The following is a 25,442-nucleotide window of genomic DNA, read 5'->3' as shown; positions in this document are numbered from 1 at the left end:
ATGTCGTTCATGGCTGCGGGGCCGCGAACTCGGCGCGCACCGGGATGCCGACCGGCAGGCTGTCGGCCCCGGCGTCGAGCTCGATCTCGGCCAGCCACGACAGGCGCGAGGCGTCCTCGCCGGCGAGCGCGTAGTAGGGCGTGAAGCTGGGCTCGCTTCGGATCGCGCGCACGTGGCCGGGATAGCTCGCGTCGGTGCCCTGCAGGTGCACCGTCGCGGCCGTGCCCACGCGCACCGACGCGCGCAAGGGCTGCGGCACATACACGCGGGCATAGGGTTTGTCCCCGACCAGCAGCACCGCCAGCGGCGTGCCGACCGGCACCTGGTCCCCGACCTCGAAGGGCAGGCTGTCGACCTGGCCGGCGCGCGGCGCGGTGATGCGGGTGCGCGCCAGGTCCACCTGCAGCGCCGTCACGTTCGCCTCGGCGGCCGCCAGTGCGGCTTCGGCCTGCACGATCTGCTCGCCGCGGGTGCCGTGTTCGAGCAGGGCCAGGGCTTCGCGTGCGGCCTGGGCGTCGGCATCGGCGGCGGCGAGGTTGGCGCGGGCGCGGTCCAGGTCGGCGGCGGGCAGCACCCGGCGTTCGACCACCTGGCGCACCCGCTCGAAATCGCGGCGCGCGTTCAGTGCCACGCCTTCGGCGCCGCGCACTCGGGCGCGGGCCTCGGCGATCGATTCGCTGCGCGGGCCGGCCTGCGCTTCGTCGCGGGCGGCACGCAGTCTTGCGGCTTCGGCGCGTGCGGCATCCAGGCGTGCGCCGGTGCGCTCGGGTTCGAGCACCAGCAGCGTATCGCCGGTGGCGACCGTCTGGCCCTCGCGCACGGCGATTTCGGCGATGCGTTCGGACACCGGTGCGGGCAGGGTGATGCGGTCGCGTTCCAGCGTGCCCAACGCGTGTTCCGGTCCGGGCGTGCATGCGGACATCAGCAGGGCGGCGATGACGATCGGCAGCAGGGTCTTCATGGGGTCTTCGCGATGCCGGCCAGGAGCACGGCGAGGTGATGGGAGGCGAGCGCTTCGGCGCGGTCCGGGCCGGTCCCGATGCCAAGCGTCAGGTTGACCAGGGGCGCGGCGACGAAGGGAAAGATGCACAGCGAGACGACCGACATGACGATCTCGCGCGGGTCCAGGTCGGCGCGGAAATCGCCGCGGGCCTGGCCGGCGGCGACCAGGCCGCGCAGCATCGCCGCCATGCCGCCGGCGAATCGTTCCGGGAACGTGGCACGCAGCGCGCCCTCGTTGCTCAGCACTTCGCGCACGATCAGCTGCGGCAGCCAGGGGTTGCTGGCCGCGGTGCGCGTGTAGGCCAGCACGAAGGCGCGCAGCGCCGCCGCCGGATCGGGCCCCGCGGCCGCCACCGCCGCGCCGAGCGACTGCACCAGTGGTGCGACCCGGTGTTCGACCACGGCCTCGAGCAGGCCGGCCTTGTCCTTGAAGTAGTAGTGGCTCAGCGCCGGGGTCACCTTCGCCACGAGGGCGATCTGGCGCAGGCTGCTGGCCGCGTAGCCGTGCGCGGCGAAGTAGTCGCGCGCGGCGTCGATCAGGGCTTCGCGGTGGTCGTGCCGGCCGGCGGCCGGACGGCCGGGCAGGCGCGGCTTGCGGGGGGAGTCGCTACGGGTGGGGCGGTTGGGCATGGCGCGCACATTAATTGATTCAATAATTAATTACAAGGGCCGGCTTTCCGTCCTGGCGCTGGCGCCTTGCCTTCATCCGCCGACATCGCCAGCATGGCCGGTTTTCCGCAGGGGCAAATCATGGGCTCGATCCTTCTGGCGGCCGCCGTGACCATCGGGGTGGCCGCATGGCTGGTTGTGCGCGCGCGGGCGAACAACGACGGCAGCACCGACCTGGAGATCCTCGGCGTGGAGTTCACCCCACCCACGGGCGCCGTGTTGACGGCCGGCGAGCGCGTGGTCGCGACGATCCACTACCGCTACTCGCGGCCTCGCGCCCGACTGTTCGTCTGGGCGAAAGCCGACCATCCGGACTCGTCCTACGAACCCTCGAATGCCGCGATGCAGCCGGGCACCGGCAGCCTCAGGCGCTACGTCGCGCTCGACGAAGCCGGCCGCATCGACGCGATCACCGTCCTGGTACGCGACGTGCAGCAGCGCACCCTGGCCGAAAACCCCGTGGCCGTGGACTACGAATTCCTGCCCGATCCCGAACGCGAGCGCCTGCGCGGCGACGGGCTGGGATCGCGGCTGCTCTCCGTGGACTTCGATCCGCCGTCCGGTTCGGTGCTCCGGGTCGGGCAGCAGGTCGTGGCCGAAGTCGCCTTCGACATCACGGGCGAAAAGGGTTTGAGCGTGTGGGTCGTGCCGGTGACCACCTCACGCGCTTCCTACGAGCCGAGTGACGACGGATTGAACGGCCAGGGCACCGTCAAGCGCTGGTTCGCGCTGGGCGAGGCGTCGCGCGTGGAGCAGGTGATGGTCGTGATGACCAACATCGCCGGGGAAACCGTGCTCGAAGAAGTGGTTGACGTGGATTTCCGCGTCGGCGCCTGAGCCACTCCGCCGGCCGGCGGGAAGACGCCGCCGTGGGTTGTCCGCGCGAGGCCGGGCGCCTGCGCGATCCGAGCGCGGACCCCGCGTCAGCGCGCGCGTTCCTTGGCCCGCGACGTGCGCCGCCCCGCCGCCGCCGGCAGCGGCGCCAGCACGAAGGACAGGCTGACCAGCCGGTCGCGGCCCACGCGGCGCGGCCCCTGCAGAAGCTGCTGCAGGCGCGTCAGAAGGCGGTTGGCCTCGGCCAGGTCGCGCGCATGGACCCAGCCCTTGTTGCGTCCGGCCCAGAGCTCGCGCTCCGGGCCTTCCTTCACCGTGCCGGGCTCGTCCAGGGCGGCGTGGAAATCGCGGCGCGCCGCCTGCAGCAGCTTGTCCACGACCCGTCCGACCGCTTCGCGGCTCTCGGCGTCGCTGCCGTAGTCGAGCTTGAGCGGGGCGCCGCGGCCCTGGCCGATGCGGTAGCGGCGCGCACCGTCGGTGTCCACGCGCTGCAGCAGGCCGGCCTTCGCCAGCAGGTCGAAGTGGTAGTACAGCCCGTCGGCCGGACGGCCCAGCTGGGTGGCGACCGCCGCGACGTCCGCTTCGCCGCCGAGGGCCTCCAGCGTGTCCACCAGATCCTGGCGCACCGGGCTGGCGAGCAGGGTGATCTGCTCCGCGCCGCGCACCACCTGGTGTCGACGGGCGCGGACCGGGGCGGGGGGAGACTTTCGGGAGGGTGCCATGAGTTGGCTTGCCTGTGTTTAAAAACAAGCCTAGTTTTCAACACAACAACCACCAAGGGCAAGCGCCATGAAGACCATCCGCACCTTCAACCGCCCGCACCGTGCCGCCGTCGCGAACGGCCTGGCCCTGCTGCTGTCGGGCTGCGACCAGATCCGCATGGCCCGGCTCTACTTCGCCAACGAGGGCACGGACGCGGTGCTGGAACAGGCGCTGCCGCTGACCCTGCCGTTCCGCGAGGACCGTGGCTGGGTGATCGTCCAGGCCAGCGTCAACGGCGCCGCGCCGGTGGATTTCGTGCTCGACACGGGTGCCTCGATGCTCGCCGTGCTGGAGGGGCCGCGCACCCGTGGCCTTGGCCTGGACATGCATGCGATGGAGCGCATCGGCGAAGGGCTGGCGGCCATCACCGCGGCGGTGCAGCCCTCGGTGGACATCGACTTCGGCCCGTTGACCCTGCCGGGCCAGACCGTGCTGGCGATTCCGGTCGCTTCGCTCAAGTGCAGCGAGGAGATCCCCGAGCCGCCGTTCCAGGGCGTGGTCGGCCACGAGCTGTTCTCGCGCTACGTGGTCGAGATAAATTACGACCGGGGCCAGGTCGTGCTGCACGATCCGGAGACCTACCGCTACGAGGGTGCGGGCCGGATCGTGCCGGCCGAAATCAGTAGCCGCCAGCCTTACGTGCAGGCCGACGTCGCCGCCCCCGACGGCCGCCGCTACCAGGCGCGCCTGCACGTGGACAGCGGCGCCAACATCGACCTGAGCCTGTTCCCGAAAACGCATGCCGACATCGTCGCGCCGGCGCAGGGGCCGTCGCGCAACGCCTGCTTCGTCGGCGGGCTGGCCAGCTACCGCACCGGCAGTTCCGTGGACATCGGACTGGGCGAAGGCCCGGCGATCACCACGCCGGCCGAATACGCGCTGGGCGACGAGGTGATCGACACCGGGCAGAACGGTCGCCTAGGTTCGCGCTTCCTGAGCCGGCACAACGTCGTGTTCGACTATTCGCGCGGGCAGATGATCCTGGAACCGCGCGCCGCGGCGTCCGAGGCGGTGGCCGCTCAGGGGGCCGGCGCCAGCCTCAGGTGATGGAAGTCGAAGCTGAAGTCGGTCAGCGAGGACACGGCCTCCATGCGCAGTTCGCGCACCTTGCCGTCCGGCGTCAGGTCGAAGGTCGCGAAGGCGTCGGCGTTGAGCGCGCGGTCGCGCCAGCGCACCAGGAAGGTGTCGTGCTGCCAGTGCTCGAGGTCGCCGACCAGCTGCGGCGTGTGCGCGAAGCGCATCACCAGGCCGCGGCCCTCCTGTTCCACTGTCACGTTGCCGTACCAGGGATCGGCATAGGTCGCCGCGTAGGCGGCGGTCGGCAGTGACGGCCGGCTGCGGGCATCGCGGGCGGCCTGGTGCGCTGCCCACTTCGCGTCCGCACCCGTCTGTGCTTTCGCCACGCCGGCGGCGTAGGCGGCCACCCAGTCGGTGTCCGGCGCCTGCAGGTAGTGGTCGAGCACCTCCATCGTCACCGCGTTGAAGGCGGCGCCGATTTCCTGGTTGGTCAGAACGATCACGCCGAGGCCGTGCTGCGGCACCAGCGTGAGCCGCGACACCATGCCCGGCCAGCCGCCGGTGTGCCAGACCAGGCGCTGGCCGCGGTATTCGGTGATCGACCAGCCCTCGCCGTAGCCGGCGAACTGCGGCAGCGACGGCGCCAGCTGCGGCACCGAGGGCTGGGCCGGGGGGTGGATCGGCGTCACCAGCTGCCACATGCCGCGCGCGCGTTCGGCGCTGAACAGGCGGCGTTCGCTGCCGTCGGCATTCTTGCCGAGCAGGCCGCCGTCGAGCTGCACCCGCATCCACTTGGTCAGGTCGTTCACCGTCGAATAGATTCCGCCCGCCGCCTGGTTGTTGCTCCAGGTCATCGGCGGCACCGGGCCCAGGCGGCTGAAGTCCGATTTGGCGTGGCCGGTGGCGACGTCCGCGCCGCCGGGCAGGTGGTCGGCATTGATCACGGTGTCGGCCATGCCGACCGGGACGAAGATGCGTTCGCGCACGAAGTCGCCGTAGGAACGGCCGGACACCTTTTCGATCACCCGCTGCGCCACCGCGTACAGCACGTTGTCGTAGGCGTAGTCGGCGCGGAAGCTGGTGGCCAGCGGCACATGGCGCAGGCGGCGGACGATCTGTTCGGTGGAATGCGTGGTCGCCGGCCAGAACAGCAGGTCGCCGGCGCCCAGGGCCAGGCCGCTGCGGTGGGTGAGCAGGTCGCGGATGCGCATCTCGCGCGTCACGTAGGGGTCGGCCATCTGGAAGTCGGGCAGGTGGTCGATCACCCGGTCGTCGAGCTTGAGCTTGCCCTCGTCGGCCAGGATCGACAGCGAGGCGCTGGTGAAGGCCTTGGTGATCGAGGCGATGGCGAAGCGGGTGTCGGCCGTCACTTTTTCCGGCTTGCCGATCTCGCGCAGCCCGAAGCCTTCCGCGAACACCACCTCGCCGTCCTTGACGATCGCCACCGCGATGCCGGGCACGTCGAAGGCCTGGCGCGTGGCCTCGACGACGGGCGCGACGGCCGGAGGCGCCGCCAGCGAAACACCGGCGACCAGAAGGAGCGGCAGCGCCAGCAGGCGCGGTCGGCGAGGGATCATGCGGCAACTCCGGGAGAGGGCTCGCCCGATTATGCCCAGCGTACCGCGGGCCCGCATCGCCCTTCCGGGGCTCGGCGGCGCCGCGGCCGCGGTGGCAGAGTAGGGCCTGCCCACCTGCCCGGAGTTCCCCATGGCCGTCGCCCGCGCCAGCATCGTTTCCACCGGCACCAACTACGTGCACGACATCACCACGGCGGGCTTCGCTCTGGTCGCGGACGAACCGGAGCGGGCCGGCGGGACCGGCGCCGGACCGGCGCCGTACGACTACTACCTGGCCTCGCTGGCGGCCTGCACCGCGATCACCCTGCGCATGTACGCGCAGAAGAAAGGCTGGGAGCTGGGCACGCTGACCGTGGACCTGGTGCTGCGCAAGGACGAGGCCGGCCACGCGACGGTGCAGCGCACCCTGCGCAGCGACGCGGCCCTGGACGAGGCGCAGTGGACGCGCCTGCTCGAGATCGTGGCCAACACGCCCGTCACCAAGACGATGCGCGACGGCGCCGACATCCAGACCCAGCGCGGCTGAGTCAGGGCGCCAGCAGGGTGGTGATGTCGTCCATCCGCGCGAATTCGTGGCTCGCGCCGGCCGCCCGCAGGATGTCCGGCGCCGCATAGCCCCAGGCCACCGCGCCGAAGGCCACGCCTTCGCCGCGCGCCGCCTCGCCGTCGCTGTCCTGGTCGCCGATGTAGATCGCCTGCGCCGGCCCGACGCCGGCCCGGCGCAGCATCGCGCGGATGCGCGGGCGTTTGCCCAGGATCGACATGCCGCAGTCGACATCGTCGAAGCGGCGGAAATTCTCCGCGCCCAGGATGCGTTCGGCATTGTCGCGGGCGTTGGAAGTGACCAGGCCGAGGCGCACGCCGCGGGCGGCCAGGGCGCCGAGCATCGTGTCCACGCCGTCGAACAGGGGAATGGGCGCCGCGTGGTCGCGCATCATCGTGCGGAAGTCGCTGGCGATGCGCGGCAGCTTCCACAGCGGCAGGCCGCTGTTCCGGATCAGGTCCGAGACCGGGCGCCGGCGCAGGGCCTCCACCTCGTCGGGCTGGATGCGCGCGAAGCCGTGTTTGTCGGCCAGCCGCTGCTGGGCCTGCAGGAAAAAGGGAAAGCTGTCGGCGAGCGTGCCGTCGAAGTCGAAGATCGCGAGGGAATAGGCCATGGGCCGCGATGATGGCCCCAAGCGCGCGGCGGAACCAGTCCGCCGGATGGCCGGCCGGGAATTCCCGGCCGGCCGTGGATGCCGCTTCAATCCATCGGCGGCAGGTCGAACACCAGCACTTCGGCGTCGCGGCCCAGTTCGATGGTGATGCGCGGCTCGTCCTTGAGCTTGAGCGCATCGCCGCCGGCCAGGCGCTGGCCGTTGACCACCAGCTCGCCGCGCACCAGGTGCACGTAACCCAGGCGGCCCGGCGCCAGCGCCAGTTCGGCGCGTTCGGTGCCGGTGAACAGGCCGGCGTACATGCGCGCGTCCTGGTTGATCGAGACCGAACCCTCGGCGCCGTCCGGGCTGACCACCAGGCGCAGGCGGCCACGCTTTTCTTCATCCGTGAAGGTCTTCTGCGCGTACGCCGGCTTCACGCCCATGAACCTGGGGATGATCCAGATCTGCAGGAAGTGCGTGGTGCCCGTGGTGCTGTAGTTGAACTCCGAATGGGTGATGCCGGTGCCGGCGCTCAGGCGCTGCACTTCGCCCGGCACGATGGTTTCGGCATTGCCCATCGAATCCTTGTGGCCCAGGGACCCGTCGAGCACGTAGCTGATGATCTCCATGTCGCGGTGGCTGTGCGTGCCGAAACCCTGGCCCGCGGCCACGCGGTCTTCGTTGATCACCCGCAGCGGGCCCCAGTGCACGTGCCGGTCGTCGCGGTATTCGGCGAACGAGAAGCTGTGCCAGGAGTCCAGCCAACCGTGGTTGGCGTGGCCACGCTCATGGGCAGGTCGCAGGGCGATCATCACGCACCACCCTTCGCGCGGCGCGCGGCGATCAGGCCGTCGATGCTGAACCGGCCGGCGCCGTGCGCGGCGAGCACCAGGAAACCACCGGCGATGGCGATGTTCTTGAAGAAGTTGATGAACTGCATCTGGTCGGCCAACTGGAAGTGGAACAGGAAGGCGCTCAGCACCGAGAACACGGCCAGGCCCAGCGCGGCCCAGCGGGTGAGGAAGCCTGCCGCGACGGCCAGGCCGCCGAGGATCTCGGCCGCAATCACCACCGGCAGCAGGCCGCCGGACACGCCCATGGCTTCCATGTAGCCCTGGGTGCCTTCGTAGCCGGCGCCCAGCTTGGCGACACCGGACAGCACGAAGATGGCGGACAGGCCGAACCGGCCGACGAGGTTGGAAAGGTTGTTCATGACGGGCTCCTTTGGCAGGCGGACCGGGTCGGCGGGATTGCCGTTCCTGCGGGGCGTCTGTCGTGGCGCGAAGTATGGGAGCCTACAAAAACAGCATCAATCAGTGTTCGCGTACATCTATCGTTGTCAGAAACGCAACGACGGGAACCGATATTTCCGGCGTTTCCCGCCCGCGCCCTTTGAATTCAACGACTTAGCCCTTGAGTCGGCGTTCGAACAGCGCCAGGGCCGCGTCCCAGGCCTGTTTCGCTCCGGCCTCGTCGAAGCGCGGCGTGGTGTCGTTGTTGAAGCCGTGCTGGGTGCCGGGCGGCCGGACCAGGGTGTAGGTGACGCCGGCCTGCTTCAGCGCCGCTTCGTAGGCCGGCCAACCGGCGTTCACGCGCTCGTCGTTGTCCGCCAGCACCACCAGCAGCTCGGCCTGGATCCGGCCGACATCCTCGAGCGCCGGACCGCTGCCGTAGAACGGCGCCGCCGCCGACAGACCGGTCAGCCGGGTGGCGAGGAAGTTGGCGATCGCGCCGCCGTAGCAGAAGCCGATCACGCCGAGTCGGCCGCTGCTTTCGGCATGCGCCTGCAGCCAGTTGGCGGCGGCAATCATGTCCTCGCGGGTCTTGGCCTGGTCGAGCTCCTGGAACTTCGCGCGCGCGCTGTCCTCGTTGCCGGGATAACCGCCGAGCGGGAACAGCGCATCGGGCGCGAAGGCCAGATAGCCCTCCAGGGCCAGCCGCCGCGTCACGTCCTCGATGTGGGGGTTCAGGCCGCGGTTTTCGTGCACGACCAGCACGGCCGGCAGCTTTCCCGCGGCGCCGGCGGGCCGCGCCAGGTAGCCGCGGCCTTCGCCGTAACCCTTGGGCGAGGGGAAGGTCAGCGATTCGGTTTTCAGCCGCGCATCCTCGGGCGCGATCTGCTGCGCGGCGGCGAAATTGGGCGTCAGCGCCGCCAGAAGGCCGACGGCGCCGGTGCTTCCGGCGAAAGCCGCCGCGCCCTTGAGGAACCCGCGGCGGTCGATCAGCCCGTGCACGTACTGGTCGAACAGGCGCATTACTTCCGGGTGGAAATCGTCGGCGGTCTGGCGGCGTCGGTTCATGGTGGAACTCCGGGAGGCAGGCGGGCGATGTTCCCAAACGCGCCGTACGAAAGCGTGAACGGCGCGGTCGCCGGTGCCGGCACTCAGCGCAGGAAATCCAGAACCTCGTCCGCGAAGGCTTCCGGATACTGGAACAGGAAGCCGTGGCCGGAGTCCGGATAGAGGATCAGCCGCGCATCGGGCAGGGCCTGGAACATCGCGTAGCTGCCGTAGGTCGGCGTCATGATGTCGTTGTTGCCGTTGGCCACCAGCACCGGCTGGCGGATCCTGCCCAGCCGGTGCAGCAGGGTGGTTTCCGGCGTGCCGATGCCCTGGGCCGCGGCGATCTGCGATTTCCAGCCGGCTTCGGATACCGGCACCGCGAAGGCGTCGGGCCGCGCCTTCAGCCGTTCCCGATAGGCCCGGCCGGCGGCCTGGCTGGTCTCGCTCGGGCTGAAGAACAGGTACAGGAAATCCTCGTCGCTGTTCACCGGCTTGAACGCCGTCTGCCACACTTTCTCGGGCACCGGGCCGTTGCGCGGCGCGTCGCCCGGCACGAAACCCGGCGTGGAGCCGGCGATCACCAGCCGCCGCACCAGGGTCGGATGCGCGAGCGTCATCTGCATCAGCACCGGGCCGCCGAAGGAATATCCGAGGCCATCGACCTGTGCATGGCCCAGCGCCCGGATGAACTGCGCGGCGCCGTCGGCGAAGCCGGGATAGTCGGCGGCCAGCGGCCCGGTCGAGCGCGACAGGCCGACGTGGTCGAACAGGATCACGTGGCGGTCCGCGGCCAGGCGGTCCACGAAGGCCGGGTCCCAGTCGTCGAGCGTGCCGCGCAGGCGGTTGAACAGCACCAGCGGCATGCCGCCGCGCGGTCCGAGTTCGCGGTAGGCGTAGCGGTGCGCGCCGACCTGCAGGTACTGCGTGGGCGCGGCGATGGTCGACGCGGGCGGCGCGTCGGGCAGGCGGAAGCGCACCACGTTCCAGGCGCGCACCGATTCTTCCCATTCGTCACCCGCGGCCGGCGTGAGCGGCAGCGACAGGTTGGTCGCCAGCATCCAGCCGTCCTGCACGGCCGTGCTGGCCGGGAAGACCAGGCTGCGCGGGCGGCCCTCGGCGTCCACGCCCTGCAGCTCGCCGGCGCGCACGCGGATGCGGCCGGCTTCGTCCACGCCCAGGATCACGTAGGCCTGGTTCGCGACCAGCCACAGCAGGCCGTCGTGGAAGAGCAGGCCGTCGGCGCCGTGCATGTTCTCCGCCAACACGGTCGCGGCGCCGCCACTGGGGCCTGCCCGGCATGCGCGAACGCGCGGCGCGCATCGGCGCCACCCTCGAAGTGCTGTCGCCCGAGGGCGGCGGCACCCGGGTGGCGGTGCAGCTGCCCGCCTCCCTGGCCTATTGCGACGAACGTTTCCCTTCGCTGCTGGCCGATTTCTGGCGCCGCTGGAAAGGCTGAGGACCTCCATGACTTCCACCGATTCTTCCATCCGCGTCCTGATCGTCGACGACCATCCCCTGATGCGCGAGGGCATCGCCGCCGTGATCGCCGGCCAGACCGACATGGTGCTCGCCGGCGAGGCCAGCGACGGCCGCGAAGCCGTCGAGGCCTACGAAACGTTGCGACCCGACGTGGTGCTGATGGACCTGCGCATGCCCGGCGTGGACGGCATCGAGGCCATCGCGGCGATCCGCGCGCGCTGGCCGCAGGCCCGCATCATCGTGCTCACCACCTACCGCGGCGACGTGCAGGTGGTGCGCGCGCTTTCGGCCGGCGCCTCCGGCTACCTGCTCAAGAGCCTGCTGCGGCGCGAGCTGCTCGACACCATCCGCGACGTGCACGGCGGCGCCCGACGAGTGCCGCCGGAGATCGCCGCCGGCATCGCCGAACACCTGTCGGACGAATCGCTGTCCGCGCGCGAGCTCGAAGTGCTGCAGAGCGTCGCCGCCGGCAACGCCAACAAGCTGGTGGCCACCGACCTCGGCATCTCCGAGGAAACGGTCAAGGCGCACATGAAGAACATCCTGGCCAAGCTTGGCGCGCGCGACCGCACCCATGCGGTCACCATCGCGATCAAGCGCGGCATCATCGAACTCTGAAGCGGGTCCGCGGGCTCACTCGCCCTCGACGCCGGCCAGGTCCAGCACCCACGGCGGCGTCGCCGGCTCGCCGGCGAAGAACTCGCGCGGCCGGTTTTCGCCGATCGCCCAGCGGTGCAGCCAACTCGGGCCCCAGGCGCCGGTATAGGCATCGTCGCGCGCATAGGCGGGGTCCCGCATCGCCTCGGCCAGCGATACGGTGCGATAGCCGCGGGCCCGCACGCCGGCGACCAGGGCCGGGTAGGTCGCGGCGTTGATCTCGTTGGCGTGCATCAGCCAGGTCTGGGGCAGGGCGTAGCCGAGCAGGGCGATCGAGAAGCGCTCGTAGTAGTCGACCTTGTCCAGCATGTAGGGCACGTATTCGGCGCGCAGGCGCTTGAGCACCTGCTCGTCGCCGCCGCGGTCGAGCACGTTGCGGTAGGCGCGGGCCCAGATCCAGTCGCTGTTGTCGACCGTCACCGGTGCGATGCGGTAGCCGTGCGCGGCCAGGAAGCCGGCCAGCGCGGCCTTGTCCCCGGGGCTGCGCCCGGCGCGCAGGTAGGGATGGCGGAACCACTCCGGCTTCGCGCCGCTTTCCGCCAGCAGGGGCCGCAGCCGGCGTTCGCCCTTGAGGATGTCGGCCTGGTAGGCCGCCAGTCCGGCGGCATGCAGGTCGGTGTGGCCGAAGGTGTGGTTGCCCAGTTCGGCGCCGGTCTGGAGCCAGTCGCGCAGCATCTGAAGGCGCTCCGGCGCCAGCCGGCCGTCGACCTCGAGCTTGGCCTCATTGACGAAACCGACCACGGGAGCGCCGGCCTCGCGCAGGCCACGCAGCAGCTGCGCGTGGTGTTCGAGCATGGCGGCCGGCGGTGCGTGCGGCTGGTGGTCGCCGAGACTGGCCCAGGGCAGGTCGTCGATGGTGATGGCGATGCGGCGGTCGGGTTCGACCGGCGACAGCGCGACGGCGGGCAGGGCGGACCCCAGCCACAGCAGGCAGGAGAACAGGAGTCGCATCGGGATCAGTACCTCGTCGAAACGGCGATGGCCAGGGCGATCTGGCCGGACACCAGGCTCAGCACCAGGTCCATGGCCAGTATGGCGAGGCCGCGCAGCACGCTCGAGGGCCAGGAGCGGCCGTAGACGCGTCGCACCGCCAGGATCAGCCACAGCGCCAACGGCAGCAGGGCCAGCTGGGTGCTCACCGAAAAGACCACGACCTGCAGGCTGCCCGGCGACAGCGCGACCACCGGCGCCAGCAGGGAGAACAGGGCGAAGTCCAGCGTGGTGTAGTGCAGCGCGAACACCATGTGTTCCCCGGCCGGCCGGCGGTTGCCCCAGTGCAGCAGGGCCAGCCAGAAGCCCATCGGGATCACGAACAGGAACTTCAGCAGGGCCGTCAGGTTGCTGGCCAGGTCCATGGTGGCCGGATCGCTGTAGACCTCCAGCAGCTGCGGCGGAACCGCGCCAGCGGGTGCGGCCCGCAGCATTTCGGCATTGAGCTGGAAGCCGACGTCCCAGGCGAGCAGGAAATACACGCCGCTGGCGATCAGGTAGAGCCGCAGCGGCGGCAGGTAGCGCGACCATTCGTGGTCGAGCCAGGCGCGGGTGAGCAAGCCGGGGACGGCCAGGCCGCGCAGGCTGCGCCAGAGCCGGGAGTCGGTGTCGCTGACCTCGGCCCAGGCCTCGCCCAGCATACGGCGCAGGCTGAAGTCGTCGGGGCGGGGCCGCGGCTGGCCGCAGTCGGGGCAGTAGTTGCCGGTGTTTTGGGCGCCGCAGGCGCGGCAGGTCGTCAGTTCCATCGGGCTCCCCGTCCGTGGCCTGAGTCTAGCCTACCGGCCGGCGGTCACGTTTTGCTTCGTCGCCCCGTCTGGGTCTTCGTCGGATGGGGAACGCGTTTCGTCACATCGCCCCTCGGGGGCACGCCCGGACCCTATCCTCCCTTGGCCGACCGGGGAGTCGGCCATCACCCGCAGAGGAAATCCAATGTCCCAGCTGATCAACATCTTCCTGGAGCCCGCCAAGGTCTTCGCCGAACTCCGCGAGAAGCCCACTTTCCTGGTGCCGGCCCTGATCGTGACCGTGCTCAGCGCGCTGTCGGCCTGCCTGTACTTCTTCAATGTCGACCCGGACTGGTTCGCGAACCACCAGCTGGCCGCGGCCGCCGGCGACATGAGCGCGGCCGAGATCGAGCAGGCCAAGAACTTCATGCCCGGCGCGCGCACCCTGGGCTACATCACGGCGGTCACCACGCCCCTGATGATGCTCGTCATCTACTCGATCTTCGCGCTGTACTACATGCTGGCCGGCAAGGTCGCCGGCAATCCGGTCTCGTTCCGCCACGGCCTGGCCCTGACCGCGTGGTCGACCATGCCGATGGTGCTGGCGGCCGTGGTCTCGATCGTCGGCATCTACACCAGCAGCAACCAGTCGTCCTACGAGTCGATGCAGCTGCTCAACCTCGACCCGCTGTTCGTGCAGCTGCCGATGGACCACGACTGGTCCCTGCTGGCCCGCAGCTTCAGTCTGCTCAACCTCTGGGTCTGGTTCCTGGCCGCGCTGGGCTGGAAGACCTGGTTCCGCACCGGCTGGGGTTCGGCCCTGTTCGTGGTGATGCTGCCCAGCCTGGTGATCTACGGTGTCATGGCCCTGTTTGCCCTGATCTGAACCCGACCCGCCTCCGGAACCCCGCATGAAGCCCAACAAGAAGATCCTCGCCGGCGTGCTGATCGCCGCCGTCATCGGCCTGCCCCTGCTGATCAAGGCCACCCGCGGCGAATCCAGCAAGGAAGTGGACATCGTCGCCGCCGCCGAGCAGGAGATCCGGCCGACCATCCTCGCGTCCGGCGTGCTGGCCTACCTCAACGAGGTCAACCTGACCTCCGAGCTGGTGGCCAAGGTGCGGGAGATCCTGGTCAAGGAAGGCGACACCGTGGTCCAGGGCCAGCTGCTGCTGACCCTGGACCCGGAGACCTACCGCAACGCCATCGACCGCGAAGAGGCGAGCCGGCGCCAGAGCGCGATCAGCATCGACCGCCAGCGGCTGTCGCTGGCGCTGGCCGAGAAGCGGCTGGCGCGCGGCGCGCAGCTGATCGAGCGGAAGATGATCGGCCAGAGCGAGTTCGACGACCTGCGCAACGCCCGCGACCTGGCCCGGGTGGAGCTGCAGAGCAGCGAGGAGGCGCTGCGCCGCGCCGACGCCATCCTGGGCGAAGCCCGCGAGCAGCTGGGCAAGACCGACATCCGCGCGCCGATCGCCGGCACCATCGTGGACCTGCCGATCAAGGTCGGCGAGACCGCGATCCCGTCGACCAACGCCCTGGCCGGCGCCAGCCTGATGAAGATCGCCGACACGTCGGCGATCCAGGCCGAGCTGAAGGTGGACGAGGCCGACATCGCCCGCGTCACCATCGGCCAGTCGGTGGACGTCTACGCCACGGCGTTTCCGGAGACCGCGCTCAAGGGCAAGGTGCAGCGCATCGCGCTGGCGCCGACGCTGGAGAACCAGGCGCGCACCTACGAAGTGGTGGTGCTGATGGAGGCGCCGGAAGGCGTGGCGCTGCGTTCGGGCATGAGCGCCCGCGCCGACATCTTCCTCGGCGACGGCGAGCGCCGCCTGGCGGTGCCGGTGGAAGCCGTGGGCACCGAGGAGAACGAGGACAAGAAGACCGAGCGCTTCGTCTGGGTGGACCGCGACGGCGCCGCGCGCCGCATCGTCGTCCAGGTCGGGCAGTCGGACGACCGCTGGGAAGAAATCACCGGTGGCCTGAAGATCGGCGATCGCGTCATCACGGGCCCGGCCAAGCTGCTCCGTGGCCTGGTCGAGGGCGACCGCGTCAGCGAGCGCGTCGTGGCCGACAAGCCCAAGGCCGCGGACGGCGAGTCCGGTGCGTCGGGCGACGAGGCCACCGAATAATGATCCGCCTGGCCGGCATCACCAAGCACTACCTGATGGGCGACGAGGAGGTGCGCGCGCTAGACGGCGTGGACCTGCACATCGGCCGCAACGAATACGTGGCCCTGATCGGACCCTCGGGTTCGGGCAAGTCCACGCTGATGAACCTGATCGGCTGCCTGGATTCGCCGACCTCGGGCAGCTACGTGCTCAACGGCCGCGACACCTCGGCCATGGGCGACAACGAGCTGGCCAAGGTCCGCAACGAGGAGATCGGTTTCGTGTTCCAGAGCTTCCACCTGTTGCCGCGCCTGACCGTGCTCGACAACGTCGCCCAGCCGCTGGTCTACCGCGGCATCCCGCGCGCCGAGCGGCAGCGCCTGGCGACCCAGGCGCTGGAGCAGGTCGGACTGGGCAACCGTCTCGGCCACCGGCCCAACCAGCTTTCGGGCGGACAGCGCCAGCGCGTCGCCGTGGCCCGCGCCCTGGTCGGCAAGCCATCGATCCTGCTGGCCGACGAACCCACCGGCAACCTCGACTCGCGCACCTCGCTCGAGATCATGGCGCTGTTCGACGAACTGCACCGCAGCGGCCAGACCGTGGTCGTCGTCACCCACGAACCCGACATCGCCGCCCATTGCCGCCGCACCCTGCGCGTCAGCGACGGCCGTATCGTCGAGGACACGATGAACGCGCCGAGGGGCGCAACTCCATGACCGCCTACCTCGAGGCCTTCCGCGCCGCCCTGACCAGCCTGCTGGCGCACCGCATGCGCAGCTTCCTGACCACGCTCGGCATCCTGATCGGCACCGCCTCGGTCATCGCCGTGGTGTCGTTGATCCAGGGTTTTTCCGCCTTCGTCACCGAGCAGTTCGCCGACATCGGCGGCAGCACGTTGACCCTGCAGGCGCACACGCCGTTCAACGAGGCCGTTCTGGGCCGCGAGAACTTCCTCACCTTCCAGGACGTGGACACGCTGCGCCACCGCGTGCCGGGCATCGAGAAGGTCGTCCCGACGATGGCGGTGCCGGTGATCGGCATCTCCGTGCGTGGCCGCACCGCCGCGGCGCAGGTCCTGGCGACCTCGTCGGAGTTCACTGCGGTGCAGGGCCTGTACCCGGAGATCGGCCGCTTCCTGGTCGCCAGCGACGACCAGAGCCGGCGCAAGGTCGTGGTGATCGGCCCGAAGGTGCTCGAGGACCTGGAGCTGCCCGAGGATCCCGTCGGCCAGTTCATCCGCATCGGCAGCGACTGGTTCAAGGTCGTGGGCGTGATGGAGAAGCGCGGCGAGATCTTCGGCCTGAGCCAGGACAACTACGTCGTGATCCCGTTCGAGGTCGGCCGCGCCATGACCGGCAGCAGCAACCGGCCGCGCATGTCGATTTCGTTCACCGCCACCGACCTGGCCGACGTGGATGCGCTGCGCGAGCGCGTGAAGCGGGCGATCCGCCAGTCGCACAAGCTCAAGCCCGACCAGGACGACGACTTCCGGATCCAGACCGCGGAATCGGCGCTCAAGAGCTTCGAGGAGCTGGCGGCGATGACGACGGCGGTGCTCGGCGGCGTGGTCGGCATCTCGCTGCTGGTCGGCGGCATCGGCATCATGAACATCATGCTGGTGTCGGTGACGGAGCGGACGCGCGAGATCGGCATCCTCAAGGCGCTGGGCGCGACGCGGCGCGACATCCTGGTGCAGTTCCTGGCCGAGGCCGGCCTGCTGGCCCTGCTCGGCGGCCTGATCGGCATCGTGCTGGGGTGGCTTACCGGGCTGGGCGTCGCTGCCCTGATCCCGAACTTCCCCCCGGCCTCGGTGCCGATGTGGGTGGTGTTCGCGGCAGCGGGGTTCTCGGCCCTGGTCGGCGTGGTGTTCGGCATCATGCCGGCCTCCAAGGCGGCCGGCCTGGATCCGATCGAGGCGCTTCGCTACGAGTAGGCTGACAGGCGCGCGGGCGCTCCCCTAGACTCGGGCACGGCTTCCCTCCGGTGGACACCATGCCCAGGTTCCTGCTGCTGTCGCTCCTGTTCGTTTCCTCATTGGCGCGTGCCGCCATTCCCGCGCTGCCGGCGGCGGCGCTGGACGATGACAAGGCCATGGACCGCGCCATGCCGGTCCTGGCCGAGGCGGCACTGGCGGCCCAGCGCGAGGGCGAAGATCGCGGCGCCTATCTCAACGACCGGTTCCGGCTGCAGATGGTCGCCGGCCGCCACCCGGAGGCGCTCGACAGCCTGCGCGCGTGGCGCGCGTACCAGGCGGCCAAAGGGCTGCCTTCGGCATCCGGCTTCGTGCAGTACGAGATCGTGCTGGCGGCGCAGCGCGATGCCGCGGCGGGGAAGGCGATCGACGCCGCCTTCGAGCAGGCGTTCGGGTCGGTTTACGGCGGGCTCGACGACCTGACCGCCGGCGAGGCCCGTTTTTCCTTCGGAGCCTACCTTCCGGGATTCGAGGCCGAGCTGCGCAGGCAGCTCGACACCAGCCGCGGCCAGCGCGAACTGACGCAGGCGCAGGCCGTCGCCCTGGTCCGCGCCTACCAGGTGCACCGGGCCTACGCCCTGCTGCTGCCGCGGGTGCCGTCGGCGCTGGCGGCGGACGACGCGCGCCGGTACGTGCAGGAAGAGGTGAGGGTCGCCGTGCCGGACGGAAGCCAGGTCGTGGCCCTGGTGGTGCGTCCGCGCAAGGCCGCCGCGGCGCTGCCCACGCTGATGAACTTCAGCATCTATGCGGACCGGGACGGCAAGCTCGACGACCTGCGCTACAGCGCCGCCCGCGGTTACGCCGGTGTCGCCGCCTTCTCGCGCGGCAAGCTGGGCAGTCCCGATCCGATCGTGCCCTACGAGGCGGAGGGCAGTGCCGCGGTCGCGGTGATCGACTGGATCAGCCGCCAGGCCTGGAGCGACGGCCGCGTCGGCATGTACGGCGGCAGTTACGAGGGCTACACCCAGTGGGCGGCGGCGAAGATCGGCCATCCGGCGCTGCGCGCCATCATGCCGTCGGTGCCGGTGATGCCGGGCAATGACGTGCCGATGGAGGGCGGGATCTTCCAGAGCTTCGTCTATCGCTGGATCCCGCACGTCACCCGCAACGACACGATGGACCACGAGGTCAACAACGACCATGCGCGCTGGCAGGCCCTGGATCGCGAGGCCTATCGCTCGGGCCGCGCCTACCGTGACCTGCCGAAGATCGACGGCCAGGCCAATCCGCTGTTCGACCGCTGGATGCAGCACCCCACCTACGACGCCTACTGGCAGGCGATGACGCCACAGGGCCGGGAGTTCGCGCGCATTGATATCCCGGTGCTGACCACCACCGGTTATTACGACGGCTGCCTGCTCAGCGCCGTGCACTACTTCCAGCAGCACACCCGGTACAACCCGCGCGCCGACCACACCCTGGTGGTCGGTCCGTACGATCACCTCAGCGGCCAGTTCCGATCGGGACCGGAGCTGCTGGGATATGCGCTGGACCCCTCGGCGGCGATGGACATGCGCGCCCTGCGTTACGCCTGGTACGACCACCAGTTCAAGGGCGCGCAACGCCCGGCGCTGCTCAAGGACCGGGTGAACTACCAGGTGATGGGCGCCGACACCTGGCGCCATGCGCCGACGCTGGAAGCGATGGGTCCCGAACGCCGGATCTTCCACTTCGGCGCCGCGCGCGACGACGGCCGCTACGGGCTGGTGACGGTGCGCGATCGCGCCGCGTCGGCGATCCCGCTGCGCGTGGACCTGGCCGACCGCAGCGACGCCGATCGCGAGTTTTCGTCCCTCATCCTGTCGCCCACGCTCGACGCGGCCAACGCGATCGTGCTGGCCACCGAACCGATGGCTGCGGCCACCGAGTTCAGCGGGCTCTTCTCCGCGCACCTGGACTTCAGCACCAACAAGCGCGACTTCGACCTCAGCCTGAGCCTTTACGAGCAGCTCGCCGACGGCCGCTACCTGCAGCTGTCCTACGTGATGGCGCGTGCCAGCCAGCTGCAGGACCCCTCGCGACGCAAGCTGCTGACGCCCGGAAAGCGTTACCGTTGGGACGTGCCGGCGCGCCGGCTCGCGGGCCGGCAGCTGGCCCCGGGCAGCCGCCTGGTGGCGGTGCTGGGCGTGGTCAAGTCCCCCGGGGCGCAGGTGAACCTGGGCAGCGGCAAGCCGGTTGCCGAGGAAACCGTTGCCGATGCCGGTGAGCCGCTGGAGATCCTGTGGCATCCGGGCAGCCGCCTGGAGATCCCGGTCCGGCCCTGATCCGCGATTCGGGGCCGGGGTGCCGCGTGCGCGCCGCCATGCGCGCCGCTGCCGATCAGCCCAGGGCGTAGCTGACCTTGCTGCCGTCGACCTTGATCCTGCCGGCCTTGGCCAGCTGCTCGAGCAGGGCAGCGAGGGCCGCGTCGTCCAGCGCCGGCTTGAACCAGCTGCGCACGCTGGCGCCTAGCGTCTTGACCGTGCGCGGACGGTTCGACTTCATGTTCCCCAGGTTCTCGACCACCACCGCCAGCCGCGGGTCGGGCGGCGCCTGCCTGACGGCCTCGCGCGCGGCGGTGCGTTTGGGCACCGACGGCGCCTTCACCGGCGGCACGGCCTTGCCGGCGTCGCCGATGCTGGCGCTGCGCCGGCAGGCGATGCCCTTGCCGGCCAGGTGTCTGATCAAGGGGTCGAAGCCGGTGTCTTTCGAGATGATGGTGAAGGTCGCGCCCGGATGCTGCGCGGACAGGCGGCCGATGTAGAAGGCGATGTGGAAGTCGAGCGCATTGCTGCCGTTGCCCGAGACCTGCACGTACTTGGCGTCTGGTCCGAAGGCCTGCAGCGACTGCGCGAGCTCGAGCGAGATCTTGGTCTGGCTGGCGCCCAGGAACACCCGCACCTGATGCTGCCCGCCCTGCAGCGAGGCCAGCGACTTGGGCTGCACGTTCTCGAAATCCACCAGCACGAAATGCGGTTTCATTGCCGTCCCCTTGCCCGGAAGGTCGCCACCACCTTACCGTTTTGCGGTCGGCACGTCGCCGTCGTTTCCGGAGGCCCGCCATGACCGCCCTCGACGCCGTGCCCTGGCCGCCGGCCTTCCGCTCGATGCTGCTCGGATTCGCCTGCTGCGGTGCGGCAGTCGCCCTGCTGGCCCTGTGGTCCGGGGCGGTGTGGGCCTGGCCGCTGATTGGCGTTGGCGCGGTCATGGCGCTGGCCACCGGAGCGGTCTGGTGGAAGTTGGGCCAGCGTCCGATGCTGGCCGTGGACCAGGGGCGGCTGGTCTGCCGGCTCGAAGCATCGCGCCCCGGCAAGAGCGCCAATCTGTTGAACGAGGCGATGTTCGACCTGGCCTCCATCGAGACGGTCGAGCGCGAAATCCATCCCTGGCCGGGCGCCGGCGGCGAGAGGCACTACTACCGGCTGCTGCTCGCGGACGGCAGCGTGCGCAAGCTCGTGCCCCGGCCGGCCGATCCGCCGACGCGCGCGGCGGCTGCCGCCTTCTTCGAGCGGCATTTCCCGGGGCGCGTGCGCGAGACCCGGGTCGGCTGAGTCAGATCGCCGCGCGCGGCGGCCCGTTCGGCTCGACCACGATCTTGCCGTCGCGGGCGCCGCTGGCGGCCGCGGCCACGGCGTCCTTGATGTGGTCGATCGAATACGTGGCCTGGATGCGCGCCGACAGTTTGCCCTCGGCGATCAGGCCGCCGATCTCGGCGAACACCGCGCGGCGCTGCTCGGCGCTGGCCTTCTTGAACCACTGCGACAGCCAGAAGCCGCGCAGGGTGATGTCGCGGAAGACGAAGTAGCGCGGCGAGATCATGCAGCGCTCGCCGCTCATCGCGCCGTAGTTGACCACGGTGCCGCCCTCGGCCAGGCAGCGCGCCAGGTTTTCGGTGGACACGCCGCCGACGCAGTCGATGCCCAGCCGGATCGGCACGTCGCCGACCTTCTCGCGCACGCGCTTGGGCAGGTCCTCGGCGTCCACGATCACGTGCTCGGCGCCGGCGGCCACGACCGCGTCGATGGCCGAGGCGCGGCGCACGACATTGATCGTGTTGATGCCGCGCAGCTTGGCCAGCTGCACCAGGTAACCGCCCACCGCCGAGTTGGCGGCGTTCTGGATCACCCAGTCGCCGGGCTGCAGGTCGACGAAGTCGCGCAGCATCAGCAGGGCGGTCGGCGGGTTCACCGTGAGCATGGACACCTGCACCGGGTCGACGCCGTCGGGCAGGGGCACCAGCGACTTCGCCGGCAGGTCCAGGTGCGTGCTCCAGCTGCCGCAGCCGACCGGCAGCAGCACGAGGGTGCCCGGCGCCAGCCCGGTGACGTCGGCGGCCACGTCGAGCACGCGGCCCACGCCCTCGTTGCCGCCCACCGCGGGCAGCGGCGGCAGCAGCCCGTATTCGCCGGTCAGGGTGAGCACGTCGGAAGGGTTGATCGGCGCGGCCAGCACCGCCACCCGCGCCACCCCGGCCGGCAGCGGCAGCGGCGGCAGTTCGAAGGTTTCGGCCGCGATGACGTCCTGCGGCACCGGGCCGCGCTGGTGGTAACGGGCACGCTTCGGGGGCTGGCTCATGGTCTCAGGCCTTCTCTTGCTTCAACCAGGTGAGGCGCCAGGAGGCGCCGGGTTCGCCCATGGCCTGGGCGAGGGGTTTGAGCGCGGGCTCGATGGCCTTCTCGATCTGCCACGGCGGGTTGACCAGCAGCATGCCGCTGCCGTTCATGCGCAGCGGCGAGTCGTCGGGGCGGACCAGCAGTTCGATCGCCAGCGCCGACTTCGCCGGCAGGCCGGCCAGCTTGCGGAAGAAGGGGTGCAGGCTCGCGCGCTGCTTGATCGGATACCAGACCGCGAAACAGGCCTGCGGAAAGCGCTGCAGGGCATCGGCGAGCGCGGCCAGGATCAGCGGGTATTCGCCCTCCTGGGCTTCGTAGGGCGGGTCGATCAGCACCAGGCCGCGGGCGAAGCGGGTGGCGCCGTCCTTCGGCGGCAGCAGGGCCTTGAGCGCGGCGTAGCCGTCGCGCTGGTGCACATGCACCTTCGGGTCGCCGGCGAGCACGGCCTTCAGGGCCGCAGCCTCTTCAGGCTGCAGTTCGCAGGCGGCGGCGCGGTCGCCGTCGCGCAGGGCGTGGGCCACCAGCAGGGGCGAGCCCGGGTAGGTGCTGGGCGCCAGCACCCGGGTCTCGGCCACGGCGTCGAGGTAGCGGGCCAGGGCCGGGGGCGTGCCGGGACCCGCGGGCGGCAGGCGCAGGAACCCGCCCTTGGCCTCGCCGGTGCGGCTGGCCTGGCTGCCTTCCAGGTCGTACTGGCCCCGCCCGGCGTGGCTGTCGAGCACGAAGAAGGGGCTGTCCTTGCGCTTGAACGCGTCGAGCAGGGCGACCAGGACCAGGTGCTTGAGCACGTCCGCGTGGTTGCCGGCGTGGAATCCGTGGCGGTAGTTCATGCGCGCAGTCTATCGCTCATGGCCCGGGGCAGGGTGGCCGGACGCCCGGGCTCTGGTATGTTCCGGGCTTCCCAGGGAGCCCTTGCATGAAGACTCTGTTCCGCCTTGCCGGCTGGCTGCTGTTCGCGGCCCTGCTGCTGACCACCGGCCTGGTGCTGCACACGATGCACGCCAGGCCGCTGAAGATCGACTGGTTCTTCGAACGGGTCTTCATCGAGTACGCGGTCGACGACCCCGAGATGCTCAGCTCGCTGCGCATGCTGCCGCCGTGGATGGACTGGTACGGCGACGACCTGACCGACCGCTCGCTGGCTCGCGAACGCGAGATGCAGGCCAAGCTGCGCGACGACCTGGCGACCCTGCGCGACTACGACCGCGCGGCGCTGGACGAGGGCCGACAGCTGTCCTACGACATCCTGGAATATTTCCTGGCGATCCAGCAGGACGGCGAGAAGTTCTCGCTGCACAACTACCCGCTCAACCAGCTGTTCGGCATCCAGAGCAACTTCCCGACCTTCCTGGCCACCCAGCATTCGGTGGCTTCGACGGGCGAGGCCGAAAACTACATCGCCCGCCTGCGCAAGACGCCGGTGATGGTCGGCCAGGTGCTGGAAGGCCTGCACGCGCGCGAGAAGGCCGGAATCCTGCCGCCCACCTTCGTGGTCGAGAAGGTGTTGGCCGAGATGCGCGCCTTCACCGGCGCGCCGGCCCAGGAGAACATTCTTTACACGTCCTTCGTCGAGAAGCTCGACAAGCTGCCGGCCGGCACCCTGGCCGACGGCGAGCGCGAGTCGCTGCTGGCCCAGGTCGAAACCGCGATCAGTGGCGAGGTGTACCCCGCCTACGGGCAGTTCATCGCCTACTACGACACCCTGCTGCCCAAGACCACGGGCAACCATGGTGTCTGGAACCTGCCCGACGGCGCCGCCTTCTACGCCTGGTCGGCGCGCCAGCACACCAGCACCGACATGACGCCGGCGCAGATCCACCAGCTGGGCCTGGACGAGGTGGCGCGCATCGAGGCCGAGATGAACGCCATCCTGGTCGCCGAAGGCCTGGAGGAGGGCACCGTCGGCGAGCGCGTGAAGCAGATCGCCCAGCGCCCCGACCAGCTCTATCCCGACAACGACGAGGGGCGCAAGGCGATCATCGCCGACTTCACCGCCATCATCGAGGAGATCGATGCCGGCATCGGCGACCAGTTCAACGTGCGGCCCAAGCAGGGCGTGAAGGTCGAGCGCGTGCCGGAATTCCGCGAGAAGACCGCGCCGGGCGCCTACTACAACCCGCCGGCCTTCGACGGTTCGCGCCCGGGCGTCTTCTACATCAACCTGCGCAACACCGCCGAGGTCGCGCGCTTCGGCATGCGCACGCTGGCGTACCACGAGGCGATCCCGGGCCACCACTTCCAGACCACGATCCAGCAGGAGCTGACCGGCGTCCCGACCTTCCGCAAGATCCTGCCTTTCACCGCCTTCTCGGAAGGCTGGGCGCTGTACACCGAACGCCTGGCCTGGGAGATCGGTTTCCAGGACCAGCCGCTGGACAACCTCGGCCGCCTGCAGGCGGAGATGTTCCGCGCCGTGCGCCTGGTGGTGGACACCGGCATGCACGACAAGCGCTGGACCCGCGAGCAGGCCATCGCCTACATGCTCGAGAAGACCGGCATGCCGGAAACCGACGTCGTCGCCGAGATCGAGCGCTACCTGGTGATGCCCGGCCAGGCGCTGGCCTACAAGGTCGGCATGAACAAGATCCTCGAGCTGCGCGAGAAGGCCAAGGCCGCGCTCGGCCCGAAGTTCGACATCAAGGCCTTCCACGACCTTGTGCTCACCGGCGGCGACCTGCCGCTGGCGCTGCTGGAGCGGCGCGTGGACGGCTGGATCGGGGAGCAGGCCGGAAAGTGAGCGCTCCGTTGACCGTGCGGCGCGTGCCGGGGCCCGACATCGGGCCCTGGCTCGACGCGGTGGCGGCGCTGCGCATCGCGGTCTTCCGCGACTGGCCCTATCTCTACGCCGGCGACTTCGCCTACGAGCAGGACTATCTGCGCGCCTACGCGCGTTCTCCCGACAGCGTGTTCGTGCTGGCCTTCGACGGCGACCGGGTGGTCGGTGCCTCCACCGGCCTGCCGCTGGCCGACGACACCCCCGAGTTCCAGCGCCCATTCCTCGACGCCGGCCGGCGTGTCGACGACGTCTTCTATTTCGGCGAGTCGGTGCTCTTGCCGGACTACCGCGGACGGGGGTTGGGCCACCGCTTCTTCGACGAGCGCGAGGCGCATGCGCGTTCGCTCAGCCGGTTCGCCTGGACCGGTTTCTGCGCGGTGGACCGCGATCCGGCGGATCTGCGGCGACCTCCCGGTCATCGCGGCAACGAAACCTTCTGGACCAAGCGCGGCTACGTGCGCCAGCCCGGCCTGACGGTGCGCCTGGCCTGGCAGGAACTCGACGAACCCGCCCCTTCCGAAAAACCCCTCACCTTCTGGCTCCGCCCGCTGCCCTAGCTCCCTCCGCACTTGCATCCGCAAGAAGGGCTGGTGTTTTGATGATGGTTTCGGTGCCGGGATCGTTCCTGGCGACAGGCCGCCGCACGAGGGTCATTTCCCGGGGACGCCGTGAACCCATCCATGGGGGCTCATCGAAAACGTCCATGTTTTCGATGCCCCGGGAAATGACCCTCGTGCGGCGGCCTCCGGGCCATCCGGGCCGGAATAGCGATCTAGGGGGCCGCATCGGGCGCCCTGGCCTTTCGGCGAAACCGGTTCTTTCGACCGCGAGCCTTCGTGCCTTCTGAGGGCACGCGCT

The 25,442-nt window shown here is 70.1% G+C and carries 27 protein-coding genes; 13 read left to right on the top strand and 14 right to left on the bottom strand.

Annotated features, from left to right (window positions below; translation table 11 throughout):
- Positions 1-7: 7 nt before the first annotated feature.
- On the bottom strand, positions 8-961 hold the full coding sequence (locus E1B00_RS04395) for an HlyD family secretion protein (RefSeq protein ID WP_139446084.1): 954 nt from the start codon (positions 959-961) through the stop codon (positions 8-10).
- The gene (locus E1B00_RS04390; RefSeq protein ID WP_139446082.1) at positions 958-1,632 is read right to left on the bottom strand and encodes a TetR/AcrR family transcriptional regulator; all 675 of its coding nucleotides are present in this window, start codon (positions 1,630-1,632) and stop codon (positions 958-960) included. Before E1B00_RS04390 ends, E1B00_RS04395 begins: the two co-directional genes overlap by 4 nt.
- Before the next feature lie 120 nt (positions 1,633-1,752).
- Between E1B00_RS04390 and E1B00_RS04385 the strand changes: the two genes are divergently transcribed.
- The gene (locus E1B00_RS04385; protein ID WP_139446080.1) at positions 1,753-2,508 is read left to right on the top strand and encodes a hypothetical protein; all 756 of its coding nucleotides are present in this window, start codon (positions 1,753-1,755) and stop codon (positions 2,506-2,508) included.
- A gap of 86 nt (positions 2,509-2,594) precedes the next feature.
- Here E1B00_RS04385 and E1B00_RS04380 read toward each other — a convergent pair whose 3' ends face one another.
- Positions 2,595-3,227 carry a winged helix-turn-helix domain-containing protein gene (locus tag E1B00_RS04380; RefSeq protein ID WP_139446078.1) on the bottom strand — a complete coding sequence of 211 codons (633 nt, stop codon included), beginning with the start codon at positions 3,225-3,227 and terminating at the stop codon, positions 2,595-2,597.
- A 67-nt stretch (positions 3,228-3,294) separates the two neighbouring features.
- On the opposite strand from E1B00_RS04380, the gene E1B00_RS04375 reads away from it, so the two are divergent.
- Positions 3,295-4,314 (top strand): aspartyl protease family protein, encoded by a 1,020-nt coding sequence (locus E1B00_RS04375; protein WP_139446076.1) that lies wholly within the window; start codon positions 3,295-3,297, stop codon positions 4,312-4,314.
- Here the strand turns inward: E1B00_RS04375 and E1B00_RS04370 are convergent.
- Positions 4,287-5,861: a serine hydrolase gene (locus tag E1B00_RS04370; RefSeq protein WP_246048464.1), complete on the bottom strand. Its 1,575-nt coding sequence runs from the start codon at positions 5,859-5,861 to the stop codon at positions 4,287-4,289. The genes E1B00_RS04375 and E1B00_RS04370 overlap by 28 nt on opposite strands.
- Positions 5,862-5,991: 130 nt before the next feature.
- Between E1B00_RS04370 and E1B00_RS04365 the strand changes: the two genes are divergently transcribed.
- Entirely contained in the window at positions 5,992-6,387 is a 396-nt protein-coding gene (locus E1B00_RS04365) for an OsmC family protein (protein WP_139446072.1), read from the top strand.
- A gap of 1 nt (position 6,388) precedes the next feature.
- Here E1B00_RS04365 and E1B00_RS04360 read toward each other — a convergent pair whose 3' ends face one another.
- From E1B00_RS04360 to E1B00_RS04340, 5 genes are all read right to left on the bottom strand, one after another.
- Entirely contained in the window at positions 6,389-7,018 is a 630-nt protein-coding gene (locus tag E1B00_RS04360) for an HAD hydrolase-like protein (protein WP_139446070.1), read from the bottom strand.
- An 86-nt stretch (positions 7,019-7,104) separates the two neighbouring features.
- Positions 7,105-7,812 carry a pirin family protein gene (locus E1B00_RS04355; RefSeq protein ID WP_139446068.1) on the bottom strand — a complete coding sequence of 236 codons (708 nt, stop codon included), beginning with the start codon at positions 7,810-7,812 and terminating at the stop codon, positions 7,105-7,107.
- Entirely contained in the window at positions 7,812-8,213 is a 402-nt protein-coding gene (locus E1B00_RS04350) for a DoxX family protein (RefSeq protein WP_139446066.1), read from the bottom strand. The genes E1B00_RS04355 and E1B00_RS04350 overlap by 1 nt, the downstream gene beginning before the upstream one ends.
- A 193-nt stretch (positions 8,214-8,406) precedes the next feature.
- Positions 8,407-9,300: a dienelactone hydrolase family protein gene (locus E1B00_RS04345; RefSeq protein ID WP_139446064.1), complete on the bottom strand. Its 894-nt coding sequence runs from the start codon at positions 9,298-9,300 to the stop codon at positions 8,407-8,409.
- 83 nt (positions 9,301-9,383) lie between these two features.
- Positions 9,384-10,532 carry an alpha/beta fold hydrolase gene (locus E1B00_RS04340; protein WP_220396229.1) on the bottom strand — a complete coding sequence of 383 codons (1,149 nt, stop codon included), beginning with the start codon at positions 10,530-10,532 and terminating at the stop codon, positions 9,384-9,386.
- A 47-nt stretch (positions 10,533-10,579) separates the two neighbouring features.
- On the opposite strand from E1B00_RS04340, the gene E1B00_RS15530 reads away from it, so the two are divergent.
- Together E1B00_RS15530 and E1B00_RS04335 are read left to right on the top strand one after the other, a co-directional pair.
- Positions 10,580-10,738: an ATP-binding protein gene (locus E1B00_RS15530; protein ID WP_176693115.1), complete on the top strand. Its 159-nt coding sequence runs from the start codon at positions 10,580-10,582 to the stop codon at positions 10,736-10,738.
- Positions 10,739-10,746: 8 nt separating this feature from the next.
- Positions 10,747-11,379, top strand: a complete 633-nt coding sequence (locus E1B00_RS04335; RefSeq protein ID WP_139446062.1) for a response regulator — start codon at positions 10,747-10,749, stop codon at positions 11,377-11,379.
- A gap of 15 nt (positions 11,380-11,394) precedes the next feature.
- On the opposite strand, the gene E1B00_RS04330 is transcribed toward E1B00_RS04335, so the two are convergent.
- Positions 11,395-12,369, bottom strand: coding sequence for a polysaccharide deacetylase family protein (locus tag E1B00_RS04330; protein ID WP_139446060.1), 975 nt, complete (start codon positions 12,367-12,369; stop codon positions 11,395-11,397).
- A gap of 5 nt (positions 12,370-12,374) precedes the next feature.
- On the bottom strand, positions 12,375-13,154 hold the full coding sequence (locus tag E1B00_RS04325; RefSeq protein WP_139446058.1) for a DUF3667 domain-containing protein: 780 nt from the start codon (positions 13,152-13,154) through the stop codon (positions 12,375-12,377).
- Between the two features lie 184 nt (positions 13,155-13,338).
- Between E1B00_RS04325 and E1B00_RS04320 the strand changes: the two genes are divergently transcribed.
- From E1B00_RS04320 to E1B00_RS04300, 5 genes are read left to right on the top strand one after another with little or no spacing between them, the layout of a single operon-like run.
- On the top strand, positions 13,339-14,019 hold the full coding sequence (locus tag E1B00_RS04320; RefSeq protein WP_139446056.1) for a YIP1 family protein: 681 nt from the start codon (positions 13,339-13,341) through the stop codon (positions 14,017-14,019).
- Positions 14,020-14,044: 25 nt separating this feature from the next.
- Positions 14,045-15,268, top strand: a complete 1,224-nt coding sequence (locus tag E1B00_RS04315) for an efflux RND transporter periplasmic adaptor subunit (RefSeq protein WP_139446054.1) — start codon at positions 14,045-14,047, stop codon at positions 15,266-15,268.
- Entirely contained in the window at positions 15,268-15,963 is a 696-nt protein-coding gene (locus tag E1B00_RS04310) for an ABC transporter ATP-binding protein (RefSeq protein ID WP_139446052.1), read from the top strand. Before E1B00_RS04315 ends, E1B00_RS04310 begins: the two co-directional genes overlap by 1 nt.
- On the top strand, positions 15,960-17,180 hold the full coding sequence (locus tag E1B00_RS04305; protein ID WP_139446050.1) for an ABC transporter permease: 1,221 nt from the start codon (positions 15,960-15,962) through the stop codon (positions 17,178-17,180). The genes E1B00_RS04310 and E1B00_RS04305 overlap by 4 nt, the downstream gene beginning before the upstream one ends.
- A 59-nt stretch (positions 17,181-17,239) precedes the next feature.
- Positions 17,240-19,483, top strand: a complete 2,244-nt coding sequence (locus E1B00_RS04300; RefSeq protein ID WP_139446048.1) for a CocE/NonD family hydrolase — start codon at positions 17,240-17,242, stop codon at positions 19,481-19,483.
- 55 nt (positions 19,484-19,538) lie between these two features.
- Here E1B00_RS04300 and E1B00_RS04295 read toward each other — a convergent pair whose 3' ends face one another.
- On the bottom strand, positions 19,539-20,180 hold the full coding sequence (locus E1B00_RS04295) for a PIN domain-containing protein (RefSeq protein WP_139446046.1): 642 nt from the start codon (positions 20,178-20,180) through the stop codon (positions 19,539-19,541).
- Between the two features lie 80 nt (positions 20,181-20,260).
- Here E1B00_RS04295 and E1B00_RS04290 point away from each other — a divergent pair, with 80 nt between their 5' ends.
- Entirely contained in the window at positions 20,261-20,749 is a 489-nt protein-coding gene (locus tag E1B00_RS04290) for a hypothetical protein (RefSeq protein ID WP_139446044.1), read from the top strand.
- Between the two features lies 1 nt (position 20,750).
- On the opposite strand, the gene E1B00_RS04285 is transcribed toward E1B00_RS04290, so the two are convergent.
- Positions 20,751-21,773, bottom strand: a complete 1,023-nt coding sequence (locus E1B00_RS04285) for a zinc-dependent alcohol dehydrogenase family protein (protein ID WP_139446042.1) — start codon at positions 21,771-21,773, stop codon at positions 20,751-20,753.
- Positions 21,774-21,777: 4 nt separating this feature from the next.
- Positions 21,778-22,638 carry a 23S rRNA (adenine(2030)-N(6))-methyltransferase RlmJ gene (locus E1B00_RS04280; protein WP_139446041.1) on the bottom strand — a complete coding sequence of 287 codons (861 nt, stop codon included), beginning with the start codon at positions 22,636-22,638 and terminating at the stop codon, positions 21,778-21,780.
- A gap of 86 nt (positions 22,639-22,724) precedes the next feature.
- Between E1B00_RS04280 and E1B00_RS04275 the strand changes: the two genes are divergently transcribed.
- Together E1B00_RS04275 and E1B00_RS04270 are read left to right on the top strand one after the other, a co-directional pair.
- The gene (locus E1B00_RS04275; RefSeq protein ID WP_139446039.1) at positions 22,725-24,545 is read left to right on the top strand and encodes a DUF885 domain-containing protein; all 1,821 of its coding nucleotides are present in this window, start codon (positions 22,725-22,727) and stop codon (positions 24,543-24,545) included.
- Positions 24,542-25,141, top strand: coding sequence for a GNAT family N-acetyltransferase (locus E1B00_RS04270; RefSeq protein ID WP_139446037.1), 600 nt, complete (start codon positions 24,542-24,544; stop codon positions 25,139-25,141). Before E1B00_RS04275 ends, E1B00_RS04270 begins: the two co-directional genes overlap by 4 nt.
- Positions 25,142-25,442: the final 301 nt, after the last annotated feature.

The organism is Arenimonas terrae (assembly GCF_006265115.1).
GTDB lineage: Bacteria > Pseudomonadota > Gammaproteobacteria > Xanthomonadales > Xanthomonadaceae > Arenimonas > Arenimonas terrae.
Note: the sequence above shows the minus strand (reverse complement) of the source record. Positions and strands in the feature narration are given on the sequence as shown.